We start from the raw sequence: 19,542 nt of genomic DNA on the forward strand, positions 1-19,542 counted from the left end.
GTTACTCCCCTGCACGTTCGCTGGTGATCACCGCACCCTCGCGCATGACCTTGGTGACCGGCGTGTTGGCGACGATCTCCAACAGGCGCTGCCATTGCTCGTCGGTAAGTGGCTGGTCCGAGTGGAGGCTCCGGTGGATGTGCATCCGGCCATCGTCATCCGCCGAGAGCTTCAGCTCGGCGCGGAACTCGCCGAGGTCCCACCCCTTGCGCTGGGCATACATGCGCAGGGTGATGGCCGTGCAGGCAGACAGCGAGGCCAGGTACAGGTCGAACGGTGCCGGCCCCGTGCCCTGCCCGCCCAGCGCCGGCGGTTCGTCGGTCACCAGTTCGTGGTGACCGGCACGGATGCGGTGGGCATAGTCGACGCCCGTCGACACGATGCTCGCTTTGGCAATGGGACGCATGATGGTGGGGCTCCCCGGGACAAAGGCCGACCTTACCCCTTGCGCGGCAGCACCGTCAGCACCCGGCGCGCGAATTGGTGGAACTCTGACATGTAATTGCGCAGGAATTCCTCTGTCGAAGCGTCGGTAACCTCTCCCTCGGGCGTGATCAGGCCGGGCTTGAACTGGATATAGGCCTCGGGGGCATTCATCTGCGGCGAGTTGCAGAAGCTCAGCACGCTGCGTAGCTGCTGCTGCGCGATCGCAGTGCCGATGGCGCCGGGCGAGGTGCCAATCACCCCCGACGGTTTACGCGCGAAGGAGTTGGTGCCCCACGGTCGGCTGGCCCAGTCGATGGCATTCTTCAGGCCACCTGGAATGGAGCGGTTGTACTCGGGCGTCACGAACAGCACGGCATCGGAATCCTCGATGGCCTGCTTGAATGCCTTGCCCTCGGGCGGGTAGTCGGCGTCGTAGTCGTAGCTGTAGAGCGGCAGGTCCTTGAAGGAAATCTCGTGGAACTCCAACTCCTTGGGCGCCAGCCGGATCAGCGCGTTGGCCAGTTGCCGGTTGATCGAGCCCTTGGCCAGGCTGCCGATCAGGTATCCGACCTTGTAGTGGGACATACAGCCACCTGCACGCGGTGGTGAAGGGACGCACAGTGTGGCGGCCGCCGCGGTTACGCCGCCGTGAACTTCCGGGCGTGGACGGTAACCCGCCTCGGATAACGCCGCCGGTCCGTGACCGACGGCGTTGTCGCGATGCCGGGCGGAACTCAGGACTTGGGTGCGAAGGTGACCCGCGTCGAGATAGCCACCTCGTTGGGAATGACGCTGGTGTCGGCCCAGTCACCGCCGCCCACGCCGAAGTCCAGTCGCTTCACGGTCGCCTTGCCGGTCAGTACCGGCTTGGCGCCCGGCGTCCAGGTGAAAGTCAGCGTGGCCGGACGGCTGACCCCGCGCAGGGTCAGCGTGCCATCGGCGGCGTACTTGTTGCCACCCAGGCTGCGGAAACCGTTGGCGGTGTAACGGGCCTGCGCGAACTTGCCTACGCTGAAAAAGTCCGAACTCTGCAGCGTGCTGTCACGCTCGCTGTTCTTGGTGCTGGCGCCGGCCAACGGAATGAGGACGTCGAGTTTGGCGGCCTTTGGGGAGGCCGGGTCGAAGCTGAGCGTGGTGCGGAAGCCCGGGAACTGCCCGGTGAATACTTCGCCCTGGTACTGGCTGGCAAAGCTGAGCGCGCCGGAGGCCTGCACGTAGTCGGCGGCATTGGCGGACGCGGCGACCGTCAACGCGGCGCCGACGGTCAAGGACAACAGAAAAGGCTTGAAGGTCATGTCAGGGACTCCGATTCGGAAGGGGCGGTCGACCTGCGGCGCGGCAACGCGGGCAGCATCCGGGTGAGCGTGTCATCGCGCTGGGCGACATGGTGGTAAAGGGCGGCGGCGGCATGCAGTGCGACCAGCGCCACCAGCAGCCAGAAGCCGTATTCGTGGATGCCGGCGGCGACATCGGCCAAACCTTGGTCGCGCCCGGACAGGGCCGGAAGGTTGAACCGCTTGAACCATTGCAGCGGGTAGCCCGAAGCGGAGTTGAACAGCCAGCCACTGAGGGGGATGGCGAACATCAGCCCATACAACGCCACGTGCGTCAGCGAGGCGATGCGTGCCTGCCAGCGCGGCGTGCCGACCACCGGCGACGGTGCGCCGGCATACAGCCGCCAGGCCAACCGCGCCGCGACCAGCGCCAACAACGTGAGCCCCAGTGACTTGTGCAGCGCATAGGTGCCGATTTTGGCGGGGGTGTTGGGCATGTCGACCATGCCCAACCCCAACCACGCGATCCACACCAGCAACACCAGGATCGCCCAGTGCAGCACTTGGCTGACAGCACCCCATCGATCGGAGCGGTTCTTCAGGTCCATCGTCAGCTCCGAATCACTGCAGGCGCGGCAAGTCGAACGCCAGCAGCTCGGCGCCGGTGCCCTGCTCCACTTCGACGCGACTCTCATCCGCGAACAGCAGCGCATCGCCGGCCGAGACCGCGTGACCGTTGACCACGGCCTTGCCGCGCGCCACGAACACATACGCGAGGCGACCCTGAGCCAGGTCCAGCGTGGCGCTCTCGCCCGCGTCGAACAGGCCGGCATACATGCGCGCATCCTGGTGGATGGTCACTGAACCGTCGCTGCCATCGGGGCTGGCCACCAGCCGCAGGCGTCCGCGCTTCTCCGCTTCGGGATAGGCCTTCTGCTCGTAGCCGGGCTTGATGCCGCGCACCGAGGGAATGATCCAGATCTGCAGGAAATGGGTCGTGCCCTGCTGGTCGTGGTTGTACTCGGAGTGGGTGATGCCGGTGCCGGCGCTCATACGCTGCACTTCGCCGGGCACGATGGTCGCACCGTTGCCCATGGAGTCGCGGTGGGCCAGCGCGCCGTCCAGCACGTAACTGATGATCTCCATGTCCTGGTGCGGATGGGTGCCGAAACCCTGTCCCGCCTGCACGCGGTCCTCGTTGATGACGCGCAGCGGGCCCCAGTGCACGTGGTGCGGGTCGTGGTAACCGGCAAAAGAGAAGCTGTGCCACGAATCCAGCCAACCGTGGTTGGCGTGGCCGCGTTCGTTGGCGGGGCGCAGGGTGATCATGGCGGACCTCCGTATGGGGTGGGCGAAACGTGTGCTTCGCCTGACGGAGTGCAGTGTCGATGATGTCGAATGCGGGATAAATCCAGTGCAGTGGCACCCATTGTTCCGAATTTGCGATTATTCAAAAGGCTATGTCCGCGCCGCCGGAGGGCACGCCATACTGGCCGCATTCCAGCCTTACGGACCCCCCGCATGTACCGATTGCACATCGCCAACAAGAACTACTCGTCGTGGTCGCTGCGCCCCTGGGTGTTGATGCAGGTGCTGGGCATTCCGTTTGAAGAATCGTTGACCCCTTTTGCCGCCGCCGGCGCGCCGAACCCGTTCCGGTCGTTCTCGCCCAGCGGCCAGGTGCCCTGCCTGATCCACGGAGGACGCTCGGTGTGGGATTCCCTGGCCATCACTGAATACCTGGCCGAGAGCCATCCCACGGTGTGGCCGGTGGACAGCGTGGCCCGCGCCTGGGCCCGCTGCGCGGCGGCGGAGATGCATGCGGGGTTTCGCAGTCTGCGGACGCAGTGCTCCATGAGTTGCGGTGTGCGCGTGGCGCTGGACAGCATCTCGCCGGCCACGCTGGCCGATCTGGCGCGGATCGATGCGTTGTGGAACGAAGGGCTGACGCGTTTCGGCGGCCCGTTCCTGGCGGGTCCGGACTTCACCGCGGTGGATGCGTTCTTCGCGCCGGTGGCGTTCCGTATCCAGACTTACACGTTGCCGCTGTCGCAGCCGGCGCTGGACTACGCGTCGCGTCTGCTGGCCCTGCCGGCCATGAAGGCGTGGTACGACGCGGCGCTGGCCGAAACGTGGCGCGACGAGGCGCATGAGCAGGAGATGCGCGATGCGGGCCGCATCGTCAGCGACCTGCGCAGCCTGGCCGACTGATCAGCGTCGGGCAACGTGTTCAAGGCCTGAGGTGACCGGCGAACCCCGAAGGGTTTGCCGGCCCACCATTCATCCACGCCCACACCACGGCCGTCACCAGCGCCACCCCCAACAGGCTGCGCAATATGCGCTCCACCCGGTCGCTCCGATGGGTTCTGTGCGTACTCATGATGCCGGCCCCCTGTTCCCCCTGCGGCAATCAAACGCCTGCAATTGCAGGATGTCTGCGATGCGGGTCACAGCGTGTGCAGTGCGCGTGGCAACGTCGGCCGCACTTGTGCAATGGGTCGCATTCTGCGCTTGCATGTTCGAACGGACGTGGGGTTATGCCGAAGCTGCTGCCAGCAACGGGCGGTACCAGGCTTCGAAATCAGCGCGCATGCCGGCACTGAGGGTGTGATCCACGGGGTACAGCCGCGTGGTGTGGGGCACGCCCAGTTGTGTGAGCCACGCATCCGCGCGCTCTGCCCACGTGACGGGCAGCTTGCTGTCGTGGATGCCGTGGCCGATGAAGCCGCGAAGCGCCCGAAGCCGCTCGGCCGGCGCGACCGCAGCCTCCAACTCGGGCAGGATACGGCCAGCGAGTACGCCGAAGCCGGCCACGCTCTCCGGCGCAGTCAATGCCACGCTGGCGCTCATGATGCCTCCTTGGCTGAACCCCGCGACCACGGTACGCGATGGAGCAACCCCATGCTGGCGTTGCAGTGTTCCAATCCACTGGGTCAGTGCGATGCGGCTGGCCTCGGCTTCCTCCGGCGTGATCTGCGGCCCGGTGGGCGTGAACGCAACCCGGAACCAGCCGAATTGCCCGGGGCCAAGCACTAGCCGTCCCTGCGGCAACACCACCAGCACATCCGGCCCGGCGGTTCGGGCCAAATCGGCCAGTTGCGCTTCATTGCCGCCCACACCGTGCAGCAGGACCAGCAGCGAGGTCGGCGCGGTGGGCGCGGGTTCCGCCACCCGCCACGCCAGTCCCGTGGTTGCATCGCGCATCAGTTCGCCCATCGTCATCGTGGCTCCCTCACTGTGCCGTCGCGGACACCGCTGTGCCCGACCACAGGTAGGAATCCATCGACAGCACGCCGTAGGTCATGCCGCCCTCGATGAACTCCGCTGCGTCGTCGGCGCGACTCGCGCCCAGTGCCACCAGCAGCGGCAGGTAATGCTCCTCGGTGGGATGGGCGCGTTGCGCATGCGGGGCGCGGCGCCGGTAATCCACCAGGCCACCCACGTCATGGCGTACAACGGCCGACTGCACCCAATCGGCAAATTGCTGCGCGTACTCGGGGTCCTGGATGTGCTGGCGGAACTCGTACAGGTTGTGGGTCATGCTGCCCGAGCCGATGATGAGTACGCCCTGTTCGCGCAGCGGCGCCAGCGCGGCGCCCAACCGCAAAGCGCCGGCCGCATCGATGTCATGCGGCAGCGACACCTGGAAGACAGGCAGATCACCCTGCGGCCGCAGGTGTCGCATCGGCACCCATGCGCCATGGTCCAATCCGCGCTGGGGGTCGATCGAGGCCTCGAAGCCGCCCTCGGCCAGCAGCTTCACCGCCTGTGCCGCCAGGTCCGGGGCGCCGTCCACGTCATACCGCAGTGTGTACAACACCGGCGGAAATCCGCCGAAATCGTGGATGGTCTCTGGGCGAGCGCTGGCCATCACCCGCACGCCACGCGTCTGCCAGTGCGGCGATACCACCAGCACGGCGCGCACCCCTTGCAGCGACTGACCCAGCGCGCTCAGGCGCGGCCCCAGCAGGCCGGGCTCGACGGCGAACATCGGCGAGCCGTGGGACACGAACAGGGACGGGGCGGTGGTCATGGGGCATCCTCGACAGATGGCCCGCATGGAGCGGACCGTTGTAGTCAGTGTAGGAGCGCGTAGCTGCGCGACAAATGCGGCTTCGGATGACGTAACGTTCCACCGATGACTTCAATAGCCCCGCCATCGGCCACTCCGGTCGTGATCGCCCACCGCGGCGCCAGCGCGCTGCGACCGGAGCACACGCTGGGGGCGTATGCACAGGCGATCGCCGATGGCGCGGACTACATCGAGCCGGATCTGGTCATCACACGTGACGGTGTACTGGTGGCACGCCACGAGAGTGAGCTCAGCGCCACCACCGACGTGGCATCGCATGCGGAGTTCACCTCCCGCCGCCGCCGACAGGTCATCGACGGCCACACGGTGGAAGGCTGGTTCACCGAAGACTTCACCCTTGACGAGCTGAAAACGTTGCGCGTCCGCGAGCGTTTTCCCGCGTTGCGTTCCACCGCCCATGACGGCCGCTACCCGATCGCGACGCTGGACGAAGTGATCGCGCTGCTCGCCAGCGAGTCGGAGCGCGCGGGACGCAGCATTGGCCTGATTCCCGAGATCAAGCACCCCAGCCATTTCCGGCGCCTTGGTTTGGCCATGGAAGACCGCGTGCTGGAGCGGCTGGGGGCGCATGCCTACACGCGCAGCGCACCGGTGGTGATCCAGTCGTTCGAGGTTGGCAACCTGCGCTATCTGGGCGAACGCCTTGCAGGGCGCCCGAATATACGCCTGCTGCAATTGCTGGGGGCGCCGGACAGGTGCCCTGCCGACCAGGTCGAAGACGAGGGGTGTCGCCTGAGCTACGGCCAGATGATGGGGCCCCAGGGTCTGCGGGCGGTCGCGGAGTATGCGCAGGTGCTAGGCCCCCCGTCGCGCCTGGTCATTCCCGTCACGACGGAGGGCGCGTTGGGGACGCCGACTGCGCTCGTTCGCGACGCCCATGCCGTCGGTCTGCAGGTACAGCCTTACACCTTCCGCCCTGAGAACCACTTCCTGCCGCCTGCGCTGTGGCGGGGCGAGGATCCGCGCACCCTTAATCCCGAAGGTTCGATCGCCGAGATCCGAGCTTGTCTGGAGGCGGGCATCGACGGCTTTTTCACCGATGACCCGAGGTTGGGCCGAAGGGCCGTGGACGACCGCTGATCCGTCGCCGTCGCGGCCGGTGAGACCGTCGGTCGGCAAGCTGGTCTGGCCCTGCCCTCGTTCACCCCATCGCGCCCGGTTATGACTAATATTAGTCACATGAGCCTGACCGACACCCAACGCGCCATCCTCGACTTCATCCGCCAGCGGGTGGAGGCCGATGGCGTGCCGCCTAGCCAGTTGGAGATCGCCGCCGCCTTCGGCTTCCGCCAGAACAAGTCGGCCAGCTACCACCTCAAGGCACTGGAAGATGCCGGTGCCATCGAGCGCGTGCCCGGCCAGGCGCGAGGCATCCGGTTGGTGGAACGGCGCCCACACCGTCGTGGTCGCCCCGAGCAGCTGCGCCTGCCGGTATTGGGCCAGGTGGCCGCGGGCACGCCCATCGGCGCCGACATCGGCAGCGACGCGGAGATCCTGCTCGACCGGGTGTTGTTCTCCCCCACCCCTGACTACCTGCTGCGGGTGAAGGGCGACTCGATGCGCGAGGACGGCATCTTCGATGGCGACCTGGTGGCCGTGCACCGCACCAATGAGGCCCGCAACGGCCAGGTGGTGGTGGCGCGGATCGACGGCGAGATCACTATCAAACGGCTGGAAATGCGCACCGGACACCTGCGGCTGCTGCCGCGCAACCCCGACTACACCCCCATCGAGGTGCCGCGCGGCGCCGACTTCGCCATTGAAGGCATCTACTGCGGCCTGGTGCGCCGGGGGTGAGCGTGGGCACGGTGATGCCCCTGGAAGCCCTGTTGGATGCCCGCCGTGTCTGGCGCGGGCAATCGCATGCGCCTCCCTCGTCCACGTGCCCCACCGGCCATGCCGAGCTGGATGCGGCGCTGCCCACCGGTGGCTGGCCGGAGGCAGCGTTGAGCGAGCTGCTGGTGCCCGCACCGGGCGTGGGCGAGTTGCAATTGCTATGGCCCACGCTGGCGCGGCTGTCGGCGCCGGCAAGCGGAGAAAGCGCTGCAGCGTTGGGCCATGCGACTGGCAAGGCATCCGGCAAGCGCCAGGCCGCAAGCTTCCTGCAAGCGGCAGACGGGCGTGTCATCGCGGTGATCGCGCCGCCGTGGTTGCCCTATGCACCCGCTTGGCAGGCGGCGGGCGTGTACCTGCCCAACCTGCAGGTTGTGCGCTGCGACGGCCGCGATGCGCTGTGGGCCGCCGAGCAGTGCCTGCGCTCGGCCGCCTGCGCGGCGGTGCTGTGCTGGCCTTCGGGCGCCAACGACCGCGCCCTGCGCCGCCTGCAGGTGGCCGCCGAAACCGGGCAATGCCTGGGCTTCGCCTTCCGTGATCCACAGGCGGCGCGCAATCCGTCGCCGGCGGCGCTGCGTCTGCTGCTGCAAGGCGGGTCGTCAGAGGGCGTGCCGCCCCGTGTGCACGTGCTCAAGTGCCGCGGCGGTGCCGTCCCGGCGCACCCCATTCCCTTGCGCGCCGCGCATTGATGCGAGGCGCATATGCACTGGGCTTGTCTGCTGCTGCCGCAACTGGCGCTGGATGGCGTCCTCCGTCGCCACCCCGCCCCGCACGAACCGCTGGCATTGGTCACCGGGCCGATGCAGCGGCGCGTGCTGCATGCGGTGAACCCAGCGGCCAAGGCCTTGGGCCTACGCGCAGGCATGGGCTGGGCCGCGGCGCAGGCGCTGTGCACCGGCTTCGTCACCGTCGAGCATGACCCCGAAGCCACCGAGCGCCTGCGCCGGCTGCTGGCCGCATGGGCCTATGGCTTCAGCTCGCAGGTCAGCACCGACCTGCCGCACGCCATCGTGCTGGAGGTGGGTGGGAGCCTGAAGCTGTTCGGCCCATGGCCGCGTTTTGAAGCCCGCCTGCGCGAGGAACTGCGCGCACTCGGCATCCGCCACCGCATCACCGTCGCACCCAACCCGCAGGCCGCCCGCGTGCTGGCCAACGTGGGCGATGGGTTGGCGTTGGACGAAGAAGGCCTGGTCGCCGGACTGGGTCGCATTTCCCTCGATCGCGCCGGTCTGGATCCCGCCGTGGCCACCGCCTTCTCGCGCATGGGGCTGCGCCGGTTGCAGCAGGTGTTCGCCCTGCCCCGCGACGGGCTGGCGCGACGCTTCACCAAGGACCTGCTGCCTTGGCTGGACACGTTGCGCGGCCTGCAGGACGCTCCCTTGCGCCATTACCGGCCGCCCGACCGTTTCGATGCGCGCATCGAGCTGGAGCAGGAGGTCGAGTCCAACCAGGCGTTGCTGTTTCCGCTGCGTCGCCTCACCGCAGACCTGGCCGCGTTCCTCGCCGGGCGCGACGGTGGCGTGCAACGCTTCGTGCTGCGGCTGGAGCACGATCGGCGCCCCGACAGCGAGGTCGTGGTCGGGCTGCTGACCGCCGAGCGCGAAGCAGCGGTGCTGTTTGAACTGGCGCGCGGACGCCTGGAGCAGGCGCGCGTGCCCGCACCCGTTCGAGGCCTGCGCCTGCTGGCGCGTGAGTTGCCCCCGTTCGTGCCTGCCCGCCGCGACCTCTTCGACCCGCGACCGCAACAGGCCGTGCCCTGGCTGCAACTGCGCGAACGCCTGCGTGCCCGCTTGGGCGATGGCGCCGTGCATGGCCTGGCCGTGCAGGCCGACCACCGGCCCGAACGCGCGTGGCGGCGGTTGGACGGTGACGTTGCGATGGCGGCGAAAGCGCCCGCTGCAGGGCGGCCGCGCACGCCTCTCCCCGCCGCCTCGACCACGGCAGTGTCCTACATGGATTCATGTCCGCATCTCCGGCCTGGCTGGCTGTTACCCGAGCCGCAGCCGTTGCCCGACAACGGCCTGCGCCTGCTCGCCGGCCCCGAACGCATCGAATCGGGCTGGTGGGACGACGAAGAGGCCCGTCGTGACTATTACCTCGTCGAAACCGCACAGGGCCAGCAGGCCTGGGCATGGTGCCCGGCGGGCGCGCATGGGCCCTGGACGCTGCATGGCTGGTTTGCATGACACCGCACCTGCTGCCATCACCCACCCACTTCACTGCCGATCTCGCCCTGCAGAGGATCCAGACGCACGCCTGGCCCGATTATGTCGAACTGCACTGCCTGTCGGCCTTCAGCTTCCAGCGCGGAGCCTCGGTGGCGACGGAGTTGTTCGTGCGCGCGCGGGAACAGGGCTACAGCGCACTGGCCATCACCGACGAATGCTCCCTGGCCGGCATCGTGCGTGCGTTCGAGGCTTCGCAGGAGACCGGCCTGCCCTTGATCGTGGGCAGCGAGATGCGGGTGGAAGGCGGCCCCAAACTGGTGCTGTTGGTGGCCACGCAGGCCGGTTACACCGCGCTGTGCGGGCTCATCACCGCCGCACGCCGACGTGCGCCCAAGGGTGAGTACCGACTGCTGCGCGAGGATTTCGATCGCCCTGGCCTGGACGGATTGCTCGCGCTGTGGGTGCCGGATGAGTGCGATCTGCACGCTGGCGGCGCACCTGCGCTCCGCGTGTCCGCGGGTGGGAGTACTACCGACGCCCCCGTAGCGCTCTCCGCCGTTGACGCGACATCCGCCGAGCCCGTATCCAGCGATATCACACCGGACACGGCCACTTGGCTGCGCACCTGTTTCCCCGACCGCGTCTGGCTGGCGGTGGAGCTGCACCACGGCCCCAACGACGCCACGCGCCTGCAACAGCTGCTGGATCTCGCCAAGCGCTGTGGTCTCCCCCCCGTGGCCACCGGCGACGTGCACATGCACGTGCGCCGCCGCCGCGCCCTGCAGGACACGCTCACCGCCATCCGCCACCGTTGCACGCTGACCGAGGCCGGCGCCCACCTGTTCCCCAATGGCGAACGCCACCTGCGCACGCGCGAGGCACTCGCCGCCACCTACCCACCCGAACTGCTGCGCGAGACCCTGCGCATCGCCGAACGCTGCACGTTCCAGATGAGCCAGTTGCGCTACGAGTACCCGCGCGAACTGGTGCCCGAAGGCGAAACGCCCACGTCATGGCTGCGCCAGCTGGTCACCGATGGCATCCCTGGAAGGTGGCCCGATGGTCCTGACCAGGAAACCATCGACAAGATCGAATACGAACTGGCGCTGATCGCCAAGCTCAAGTACGAATCGTATTTCCTCACGGTGCATGACATCGTCCGTTTCGCGCGCAGCCGCGGCATCCTGTGCCAGGGACGGGGCTCGGCGGCCAACTCGGTGGTCTGCTATGCCTTGGGCGTGACGGCCATCGACCCGGTGCGTGGCAGCATGCTGATCGAGCGCTTCATCTCGGCGGAGCGCAACGAGCCGCCCGACATCGACATCGACTTCGAACACGAACGCCGCGAGGAAGTGCTGCAGTACGTGTTCCAGCGCTACGGTCGCGAACGCGCCGCACTCACCGCCGTCGCCATCAGCTACCGCGGTCGCAGCGCCATCCGCGACGTGGCCAAGGTGCTGGGCCTGCCGCCCGACCAGGTCAACGAACTGGCCGCCACCATGGATCGCTGGGGTGGCCACGCGCCCATCCCCGAGTACTTGCGTGAACGCGGCTTCGACCCCGATTCACCGTTGATGCAGCGGGTCATCGTCCTGACCACGGAGTTGATCGACTTTCCCCGCCACCTGTCGCAGCACCCCGGCGGTTTCGTCATTTCGGAGCACCCGCTGAGCACGTTGGTGCCGGTGGAAAACGCCGCCATGGACGACCGCACCGTCATCCAGTGGGACAAGAACGACCTGGACACGATGAAGCTGATGAAGGTGGACTGCCTCGCGTTGGGCATGCTCACCGCCATCCGCAAGACGCTGGACCTGCTGCGCCGGCACGACCGCGGCGACTACACCCTGGCCACCCTTCCTGCCGAGGACAAGGCCACGTACGACATGATCTCCCGCGGCGACACCGTCGGCGTTTTCCAGATCGAGTCGCGCGCGCAGATGGCGATGCTGCCGCGGTTGCGGCCACAGTGTTTCTACGACCTGGTGATCGAAGTGGCCATCGTGCGCCCGGGGCCGATCCAGGGCGACATGGTGCACCCTTACCTGCGCCGACGTAACGGGCAGGAGCCCATCGACTACCCGCCGAAGCTGGAGAAGGTGTTTGCGCGCACCTTGGGCGTGCCGTTGTTCCAGGAACAGGTGATGCAACTGGCCATCGTCGGCGCAGACTACACCGGCGGCGAAGCCGACAAGCTGCGCCGCGACATGGCCGCATGGCAGCGCCGCGGCGGCCTCGAGCCGCATCGCGAGAAGCTCACAGCAGGCCTGCTGCGCAACGGTTTTTCGCTGGAATACGCCGAGCGCATCTTCAGCCAGATCAAGGGATTCGGCGAATACGGTTTTCCCGAATCACATGCCGCCAGCTTCGCCCTGCTCAGCTATGCCAGCAGCTGGCTCAAGTGCCATGAAGGTGCGGCGTTCACCTGCAGCCTGATCAACAGCCTGCCGATGGGTTTCTACAGCGCCGACCAGTTGCTGCAGGACGCGCGACGCCATCGCATCCGCGTGTTGCCGGTGGATGTGCGCTACAGCGAGTGGGATTGCACGCTGGAGTTTCCCGCCATCCGGCTGGGGTTGCGCATGGTGCAGGGCTTCTCCGAAAGCGCCGCGCACCAGTTGCACGCTGCCCGCCTGCGTCGCGCCTTCGCCGACGTGGATGACCTGTGCCGCCGCGCCGCCCTGGACGAGCGCCACCGCAGCCTGCTGGCCGATGCCGGCGCGCTCAAGGCGCTGGTCGGGCACCGCCACCGCGCCCGCTGGGCCATCGCCGGCGTCGAGCCGCAACTGCCGCTGTTTGCCGACGCCGCGCCCACGCCGGAGCGTGCCATTGCCCTGCCCATGCCCACCGCCGGCGAAGACATGGCGCTGGACTACGCCACCACCGGCACTACGCTGGGCCGCCACCCGCTGGCGATGATCCGCAAGGCGCTCACCGCACGACGCTGCAAGCGATCATCCGAGCTGGAGGCGCTGCCCCACGGCCGACGCGTGCGCACCGCGGGACTGGTCACGCTGCGCCAGCGCCCCGCCACCGCCAGCGGCGTCACCTTCGTGTCACTGGAAGACGAGGACGGCACCATCAACGTGGTGGTCTGGCGGCACCTGGCCGAACGCCAGCGTCGCGTGTTCCTGGAGTCGCAGTTGCTGGTGGTCGAAGGCCGACTGGAGCGCCAGGACGGCGTGCAGCACCTGATTGCCGAGCGGATGGAGAACGCCAGCGAACTGCTGGGCACGCTGGCCACAGGCGGTTCGCGCGACTTCCACTAAGCGTCACAAACGAAAACGGCCGCCCCTTTCGAAGCAGCCGTTTCGCGGATTCGGAAAGGCCCGGAAAACCGGCCCTTTCCAGCGGTCATCAGGCCGCGGCGTCCTTCAGCTTCTTCAGCGGACGCACCTTCACCTTGACGGTGGCCGGCTTGGCGGCGAACCACTGTTCTTCCTTGGTGAACGGGTTGATGCCCTTGCGCTTCGGCTTGGCCGGCACCTTCACCACGGTGATCTTCAGCAGGCCCGGCAGGGTGAACGCACCCGCGCCCTTCTTGTTGACGGAGGCAGCCACGACCTCTTCGAGCGAGCTCAGGATCTGGCGCACGTCCTTCGCAATCACGCCCGTCGCCTCGGACAGGTGGGCGACCAGCTGCGACTTGCTCAGCACTTCCTTGATCGACTTCGGTGCAGCCTTGGCGGCGGCCTTCGGTGCAGCCTTCTTGGCGGCCGGCTTCTTGGCGGCAGCCTTCTTCGGAGCAGCAGCTTTCTTCTTCGTTGCCATCTTGTTCCCCATGGGACTCGGAAAAAACAGGTTGTTTGGTGCCAGTAACCCCTTGGCACTGCGAATGTAGGGCAACAATTGCGCGCCGCCAAGTCGTCCGGAGGGATTTTTTGCGGTTTTTTTCGCCGAAGGCGGGGTGCGGCACCCTGCTGGCATATGATTTGGGCACCACGATGCCCCCGAGGAAGGCCGGATTGAGCGGCTCAGACCCAACGCCCGCACTGTTCGCCCATCTGCCCGACGGCCTCTTCGGCCCGCTGGCCTCGCCCAACCGGCTCCATTACTGGAGCATCCTCGGCCGCCTGTACGCGGAGTACTTCGGTCCCGACGCGCCCCTGCCGCCCAGCGACGGCTACCCGCGCCGCGAACTCACCGCCGCCATCGAACGCTGGTTGCTCAGCGACGACCCCTGGGACGACGACGAAGGCGAGTCGCCCGACACCCCGTTGACCGTGCGCGCCAACGCCATCTACGAGCGGCTGCGCGCCGCCGGTTGGCTGCGTCAGGAACGCGTGGGCGTGCGCGAGATGGCCTCCATGACGCAACCGGTCAGCCTGCTGCTGGGGACACTGTGGGACTTCGCCGAGCGCGGCCCCGCGTTCCTTGGCGCCAAGATCCGTTCCGTGGAACTGCTGCTGCGCCAGGTGGTGGAACACGACGCCGGTGGTGATGCACTGGATGAGGCCGCCGACCAGACCCGCGGCCTGCTGTCGCACGTCGCGGCCATCAGCGTGCGCGTACGCGACCTCATGCCCGAGCTGATCAAGGCCGGCAGCACCGCGCAGTTCGCCCGCCAGTTGTTCGAGCGCTACGTCACCGAGCTGTTCATCGGCGATTACGCGCACCTGCACAATGCCGACCACCCGCTGGCCCGCCGCACCGCGGTGCTGGCGCTGGTGCGCGACATCGAACACTCCGACCATCGCGGGCGCCTGCTCCACTGGTACCAGGAGCGAACGCCCGGCCACGATGCCGAACGCGCGGCGGGACGCCTGGAGCGCAGCCTGCGCCGCCTGCGGGAACTCGACCGCATCGCCGAGTACCTGGAGCGCCTGGACGAGGACATCCGCCAGGCCAACCGCCGCGCCCTCGCCTTCCTCGACTACCGGTTGCGCGCTCCGGATCGTTTCGACGTGCTGCTGCAGCGCGCCTGCCGCGGCGCCCTCGCCGCCCCGGAACACGAACTGCGCCTTCCCGTCGCGCCGGGGCCGTTGCTGGATGACACGCGCCTGCGCGCCCCGCGCAACCGCTCCCGCCCGATCCCGCGCACCGCCAACGTCACCACGCCGCCAACGCCGGAGCAGCTGGCCCGCATGCACCTGCTGCGGCAGATGAAGCGCGTGCGCCAGGTGCTGCCGGAAGACCTGTCGCGCTACGTGAACCGCCACCTCGGCGGTCGTGAGCGCGTCAGCTCCGACGAACTGGCCATCGACAGCATCGCCGACCTGCGCGCCTACCAGGTGCTGAGCACGCTCGCCCTGCGCGGCCACCGCAACGGCGGCATGCGCCGCGATGACCCCTTGCGGCGGATGCTGCGCGGCTTCGACGTTGAGCTCGATGCCCGTGCCCGCACCGCTAACGACCACCTCGACACCCCGCGCTTCACCCTGCGCCGCACGAGACACGCTGCATGAAACGATCCTGGGCCCTCCTGAGCCAGCAAACCGGCGGCACCTACACCCCGCAGGACTTCGAGCGCGCCGCTTACCGCCTCGTCACCGAACAGGTGCTGTATGCCAGCGACCGTCGCTCGCGCAACGCCTACCACCTGGTGGAAACCTGGCTGGGCGACTTCACGTCCGCACTGGAACCGCTGGGCATCCGGCTGGAACGCAACGCCCACTTCCGTTACATCGTCGCGCTGCCCGCGCATGCCGAGGGCGTGGCCGTATCGCTCAACGAGACCCTGCTCGCCCTGGTGCTGCGCCAGCGTTACGACCAGGCCATGCGCCGCGGCGAAGTGGAAGAACACGGCGAAGTCACCGTCGAACTGCCCGACCTGCAGGAAGCCTGGCCCGCGCTGACCGGCCGCCCCATGCCCGAGATCGGCACCCTGCGCGACCTGCTGCGCACCGCCCGCCGCTGGGCGCTGTGCCGCGAGGAGGAATGCGAACCCGGCGACCTGCAGCCGTTCCGCATCGTTGTCCGTCCGGCCATCGTCGAGATCATCGGCCCGCAATGGTTGCAGCGCCTCGACCAGCACAATCTCGATGATGGCGAATCGGAAACCGACGTCGACCCAACCGGCGATGACCTGGATACCGACATCGGCACCGATTCGGCGTTCCCGGATGCGGATAGCTCCGGCGTTGCGATCCCAGCGGGCGACCCCGCCGGTCCAGCCACCCATTCCCTGACCGACGGAGATGCCTCGCATGTTCCTGCTTGAGCGCGTCCACCTCGTCCAGTTCTTCCTGTTCCAGGCCCAGACCCTGGAGCTGGATCGCACCACCGCCGTCATCGCCCCCAACGGCGCAGGCAAGAGCGCCCTGCTCGACGCCCTGCAGATCGTGCTGCTGGGCGGCGACCGCAACCAGATCCGCTTCAACGCGCAGGCCGGTGGCAACCACCGCGCCCGCACCATCCGCGACTACTGCCTGGGCGTGTACCGCACCGGCGACGACGGGCGCGCCCGCCGCACCGCCACCACCTACATCAGCCTGGTGTTCCGCGACGAAGCCACGGGCGAGCCGCTCACCGCGGGCATCGCGTTGGGCGCCTCGGCGGACGAGCCCGACCACCGCGTCAACGGCCTCTACCTGCTCCCGCACGTCGACCTTGCCTTGGACGACCATCTGGAACAGGTCGACGGCCACGAACTGCCGCTGGAATGGGCCAGATTCCGCGAGCTGATCTCGCGCCGTTGCAAGGACCACGGCACCACCGCGGACCTGCACGCCAGCAGTGACCGCTTCGTCAAGGAACTGCTGCACCGGCTGCGCCCGTCGCCCACCGCGCACCTGGATGCCGGCGCGTGGCGCAAGGCCTTCCGCAACGCCCTCAACCTGCAGCGCGTCGATGACGTGGACCTGTTCGTCCGCACCCTCGTCGCCGAGGAGCGTCCGACCGACATCGGCCGCTTCCGCGCCCTGCTGGACGGCTTCCGCCAGATCAAGGAGCGCATCGAGCAGGTCGCACGCCGCATCGACGAAGCCGAAGCGGTGGACGCGCAATACCGCAAGGTCGCCAGCCTGGCCACCCGCGCCAGCAGCTACCGCGCCCTCGCCGCCGAATACCGCCGCGATGCCCACGGTGAAGCCGTCGATGCCGCCGAACAGGCCCTGCAAACGGCCAACGACCAGTCCCGGCAATCGCAACGCGCCCTTGACGGCGCCCGCAGCGGACTGCGCACCGCCGAAGCCGAGTGGGACGAGGCCAAGGCGCGCCTGCAGGTCACGCCGGGGCACAACGAGCAATCCAGCTTCGACGGCCTCGCCACCCGCGATCGGGAGGAACTCGCGCGCCTGAAGAAGTCGCTCATGCGCGACGCCGTACTGGTGCGCGACCTGCTTCAGGCCGCGACAAAGCTCCAACTCCCCACGCTCGACGCCAGCCTGCTGCAGACCGCCATCGCGCCGTGGCAATCGCTGTACGACAGCCTCGCCTCCCTCCACGGCGATGCGGCCATCCCCGCCGACCCCGAAGCCCTCCACGCCCGCCTGCACGAAGCGCTGCGCCTGGCCGAGCCCGTGGTGCGCGCCGTCGCCGCCCACGACCGCGACCAGCACAACGCCATCGACGCCGCCCACGACAGGGTGAAGTCGCTGCGCGCCAACCTCGAGCGCCTCGGCGCCGGCAAGGCCGAGTTGCGCCCGGACGTACTGCGCCTGCTCAACTACCTGCAGGAGGAGGGCATTCCCGCCCGACCCGTCTGCGATCTGGTGCGGGTCACCGACCGCGACTGGCAGCCCGCCATCGAAGCCTACCTGCGCACCCACGTCGAAGCGCTGCTGGTGCCGCCGGAGCACGAGGAGCGCGCCGTGCGCTTCGTGCGCGGCCTGCACGGTAGCCGCGCGGTGTACGGCGCCAAGCTCGCGCTCGCCAGCCATGCCCGCCGTCAGGCTGCTGCGACGCCGCCGTCCGACACCGTTGCCGCGCTGCTGGATGGCGACGATGCCGACGCACTCGCCTACCTGCGCCGCCAGTTGGGCGACGTGCGCCGCGTCGACACCGATGCCGAAGTGGTCCAGAGCCGGCACGGCCTGTCGCGCGACGGCCTGTTGGCCAAGGGCGGTGGCGTCGAGCGCCTGCGCCTGCCGGCCGCCGGTGAGCTGCGCATTGGCGCCGCCAACGACCGCGAACGCCAGCGCCTGCTGCGCGGCGACCTCGAGGCTGCCATCGCCGAGCACGAGCGCCTGCAGCGCCAGGCCCGCCCCGTCGCCGATTGCGCCGCCGCCCTGGCGCGCCTCGGCAACGCCGACGAAGTGGCCGGCTCCATGCACACGCGCCTTCTGGAGCACCGCGAAGCCGTTGATCGCCTCGACCGCCTGCGCGAAAGCCAAGCCGCCTTCGCGAACCCCGACCTGCTGCGCCTCACCGAGCATGCCGAGGCCTGCCGCCTCCGCGTCGATACGCTGCGCCAACAGGTGGAAGACCAACTGCGCGCCGTCACCCGCAACGAGGAGGCCGTCAAACGCGCCCTCGCCGCGCTGGACGAACTCAACACCCAGACCGACGCCATCGCCCGCGCCGCCATCGAAGCCTTCGCCGATCCCGACGTCGATCCCAACCTGGTCGAACGCCACCGCGACGAGTTGGACGAGAAGCAGCCGGACCTGGTCGAACGCCTGACCCTGTGCGCCAAGCGTGCCCAGGGCGCCGACCACGAACTGGCCAACCTGCTGCCCGAGGCTTGGCGCGGCCTGAGCCAGTATGGCAAGGACCACGGCCTGCCCATCGACCTGGAGCCGCAGGACTGGCGCGCCGCCGACAAGCTGCTGCGCAAGGACATCGACCACCTGCGCGGCACGGAGCTGGTGGAACACCAGGCCGCCGCCGAAGAGGCCTACACCACCGCCGTCAGCACCTTCCGCTCCAACGTGGCCTCGGCGCTGTACGACAACTTCACCCGCCTGCGCCATCAGGTCGAGACGCTCAACCGCACCCTCTCGCGCAGCCCCGCGTTCTCCAACAACGAGCGCTACCGCTTCCGCTACGACGTGCTGCCCGAACTGCGCGAACTGCACGCTTTCATCAAGCGCGCCGCCGAAGTGGGCGAAAGCGACAACCTGTTCGGCACCGCCGGCAAGGTGCCCGCCGCCTTCCGCGAGTTGATCGAAGACCAGGCTGGCCCCGCCCGCCCCTCGCCGCTGGACGACTACCGCCGCTTCTTCCACTTCGAAGTGGACATCCGCCAGGAGGATCGCGTGATCGGCACGCTCAGCGAACGCATGCGCTCCGGCTCCGGTGGCGAGCACCGCGCCCCGCTGTACGTGATCGCCGGCGCCGCACTCGCCGCGGCCTACGGCAAGGCCGAAGGCCAAACAGGCGGCATCGGCGTGATCATGCTCGACGAGTTCGGCGACAAGATCGACGCGCAGAACGCCCGCGCCACCACCCACTACCTGCGCTCACTCGGCCTGCAGTTGGTGCTGGCCGCGCCCGACACCGCGCAGGGCACGCTCACCGGCGTACTCGACAGCTACATCGAACTGTTCCGCGACGGGGGCATGCTGCAGGTGGAACAGGTGCGCGTGCGCGAAGCCGGTCGCGAATTGCTGGAAAGCGACCAGTTCGCCATCCACCCGGAGTTGCTGGAGCGCGAGGTTGAGCGGATCGTCGCAGAGCAGGCGGACGTGAGCTGATTCACGCGGTCGAAGCCAAGGACGGCCTCCCGATTTTCAAGGCCATTATTGTTCCTTATGCGGAACAATGAGTGATGCAATGAAGCATTAACATCCCGCCCAGAACGCCTATCTTGTCTCCCACGGCGGCAGCGGCCCCGGGCATCTCGCCCAAGCCTGCCGCCCAGCACCGG

Annotated in this window: 17 protein-coding genes; 9 read left to right on the forward strand and 8 right to left on the reverse strand. The window is 68.3% G+C overall.

Annotated elements, in window-relative coordinates; translation table 11 throughout:
• Nucleotide 1 precedes the first annotated feature (1 nt).
• The 5 genes from N800_RS00785 to N800_RS00805 form a co-directional block, all read right to left on the reverse strand.
• On the reverse strand, nt 2-397 hold the full coding sequence (locus N800_RS00785) for an OsmC family protein (protein WP_036133875.1): 396 nt from the start codon (nt 395-397) through the stop codon (nt 2-4).
• Nucleotides 398-438: 41 nt separating this feature from the next.
• Nucleotides 439-1,011: an NADPH-dependent FMN reductase gene (locus N800_RS00790; protein ID WP_036133613.1), complete on the reverse strand. Its 573-nt coding sequence runs from the start codon at nt 1,009-1,011 to the stop codon at nt 439-441.
• A gap of 149 nt (nt 1,012-1,160) precedes the next feature.
• Nucleotides 1,161-1,721, reverse strand: a complete 561-nt coding sequence (locus N800_RS00795) for a YceI family protein (protein WP_036133616.1) — start codon at nt 1,719-1,721, stop codon at nt 1,161-1,163.
• Nucleotides 1,718-2,308: a cytochrome b gene (locus N800_RS00800; protein ID WP_036133619.1), complete on the reverse strand. Its 591-nt coding sequence runs from the start codon at nt 2,306-2,308 to the stop codon at nt 1,718-1,720. Before N800_RS00800 ends, N800_RS00795 begins: the two co-directional genes overlap by 4 nt.
• 13 nt (nt 2,309-2,321) lie before the next feature.
• Nucleotides 2,322-3,029: a pirin family protein gene (locus N800_RS00805; protein ID WP_036133622.1), complete on the reverse strand. Its 708-nt coding sequence runs from the start codon at nt 3,027-3,029 to the stop codon at nt 2,322-2,324.
• 192 nt (nt 3,030-3,221) lie between these two features.
• Here N800_RS00805 and N800_RS00810 point away from each other — a divergent pair, with 192 nt between their 5' ends.
• Nucleotides 3,222-3,911 carry a glutathione S-transferase family protein gene (locus N800_RS00810; protein WP_036133625.1) on the forward strand — a complete coding sequence of 230 codons (690 nt, stop codon included), beginning with the start codon at nt 3,222-3,224 and terminating at the stop codon, nt 3,909-3,911.
• Between the two features lie 324 nt (nt 3,912-4,235).
• On the opposite strand, the gene N800_RS00815 is transcribed toward N800_RS00810, so the two are convergent.
• Entirely contained in the window at nt 4,236-4,922 is a 687-nt protein-coding gene (locus N800_RS00815) for an alpha/beta hydrolase (protein ID WP_052107776.1), read from the reverse strand.
• A 10-nt stretch (nt 4,923-4,932) separates the two neighbouring features.
• On the reverse strand, nt 4,933-5,733 hold the full coding sequence (locus tag N800_RS00820; RefSeq protein WP_036133631.1) for a dioxygenase family protein: 801 nt from the start codon (nt 5,731-5,733) through the stop codon (nt 4,933-4,935).
• 105 nt (nt 5,734-5,838) lie between these two features.
• Here N800_RS00820 and N800_RS00825 point away from each other — a divergent pair, with 105 nt between their 5' ends.
• The 5 genes from N800_RS00825 to N800_RS00845 all read left to right on the forward strand — a co-directional run bounded on the left by N800_RS00825 (nt 5,839) and on the right by N800_RS00845 (nt 13,063).
• A complete protein-coding gene (locus N800_RS00825) occupies nt 5,839-6,873 on the forward strand; it encodes a glycerophosphodiester phosphodiesterase (protein WP_036133634.1) in 1,035 nt (344 codons plus the stop codon).
• Nucleotides 6,874-6,972: 99 nt separating this feature from the next.
• Entirely contained in the window at nt 6,973-7,590 is a 618-nt protein-coding gene (lexA, locus tag N800_RS00830; RefSeq protein ID WP_036133636.1) for a transcriptional repressor LexA, read from the forward strand.
• 2 nt (nt 7,591-7,592) lie between these two features.
• Nucleotides 7,593-8,315, forward strand: a complete 723-nt coding sequence (locus N800_RS00835) for a DNA lesion error-prone repair protein ImuA (protein ID WP_036133878.1) — start codon at nt 7,593-7,595, stop codon at nt 8,313-8,315.
• Nucleotides 8,316-8,327: 12 nt separating this feature from the next.
• The gene (locus N800_RS00840) at nt 8,328-9,812 is read left to right on the forward strand and encodes a Y-family DNA polymerase (protein WP_036133638.1); all 1,485 of its coding nucleotides are present in this window, start codon (nt 8,328-8,330) and stop codon (nt 9,810-9,812) included.
• Nucleotides 9,809-13,063: an error-prone DNA polymerase gene (locus tag N800_RS00845; protein WP_198032437.1), complete on the forward strand. Its 3,255-nt coding sequence runs from the start codon at nt 9,809-9,811 to the stop codon at nt 13,061-13,063. The genes N800_RS00840 and N800_RS00845 overlap by 4 nt, the downstream gene beginning before the upstream one ends.
• 88 nt (nt 13,064-13,151) lie before the next feature.
• Here the strand turns inward: N800_RS00845 and N800_RS00850 are convergent, their stop codons facing one another.
• The gene (locus N800_RS00850; protein ID WP_036133882.1) at nt 13,152-13,565 is read right to left on the reverse strand and encodes an HU family DNA-binding protein; all 414 of its coding nucleotides are present in this window, start codon (nt 13,563-13,565) and stop codon (nt 13,152-13,154) included.
• A 194-nt stretch (nt 13,566-13,759) separates the two neighbouring features.
• Here N800_RS00850 and N800_RS00855 point away from each other — a divergent pair, with 194 nt between their 5' ends.
• The 3 genes from N800_RS00855 to N800_RS00865 are packed head-to-tail and all read left to right on the forward strand — an operon-like array spanning nt 13,760 to nt 19,369.
• Nucleotides 13,760-15,199 carry a Wadjet anti-phage system protein JetA family protein gene (locus tag N800_RS00855; RefSeq protein WP_036133639.1) on the forward strand — a complete coding sequence of 480 codons (1,440 nt, stop codon included), beginning with the start codon at nt 13,760-13,762 and terminating at the stop codon, nt 15,197-15,199.
• Nucleotides 15,196-15,954 (forward strand): DUF4194 domain-containing protein, encoded by a 759-nt coding sequence (locus N800_RS00860; protein ID WP_084087017.1) that lies wholly within the window; start codon nt 15,196-15,198, stop codon nt 15,952-15,954. Before N800_RS00855 ends, N800_RS00860 begins: the two co-directional genes overlap by 4 nt.
• Nucleotides 15,941-19,369 carry an SbcC/MukB-like Walker B domain-containing protein gene (locus N800_RS00865; RefSeq protein ID WP_036133642.1) on the forward strand — a complete coding sequence of 1,143 codons (3,429 nt, stop codon included), beginning with the start codon at nt 15,941-15,943 and terminating at the stop codon, nt 19,367-19,369. The genes N800_RS00860 and N800_RS00865 overlap by 14 nt, the downstream gene beginning before the upstream one ends.
• Nucleotides 19,370-19,542 lie beyond the last annotated feature (173 nt).

The organism is Lysobacter daejeonensis GH1-9 (assembly GCF_000768355.1).
GTDB classification, from domain to species: domain Bacteria; phylum Pseudomonadota; class Gammaproteobacteria; order Xanthomonadales; family Xanthomonadaceae; genus Aerolutibacter; species Aerolutibacter daejeonensis.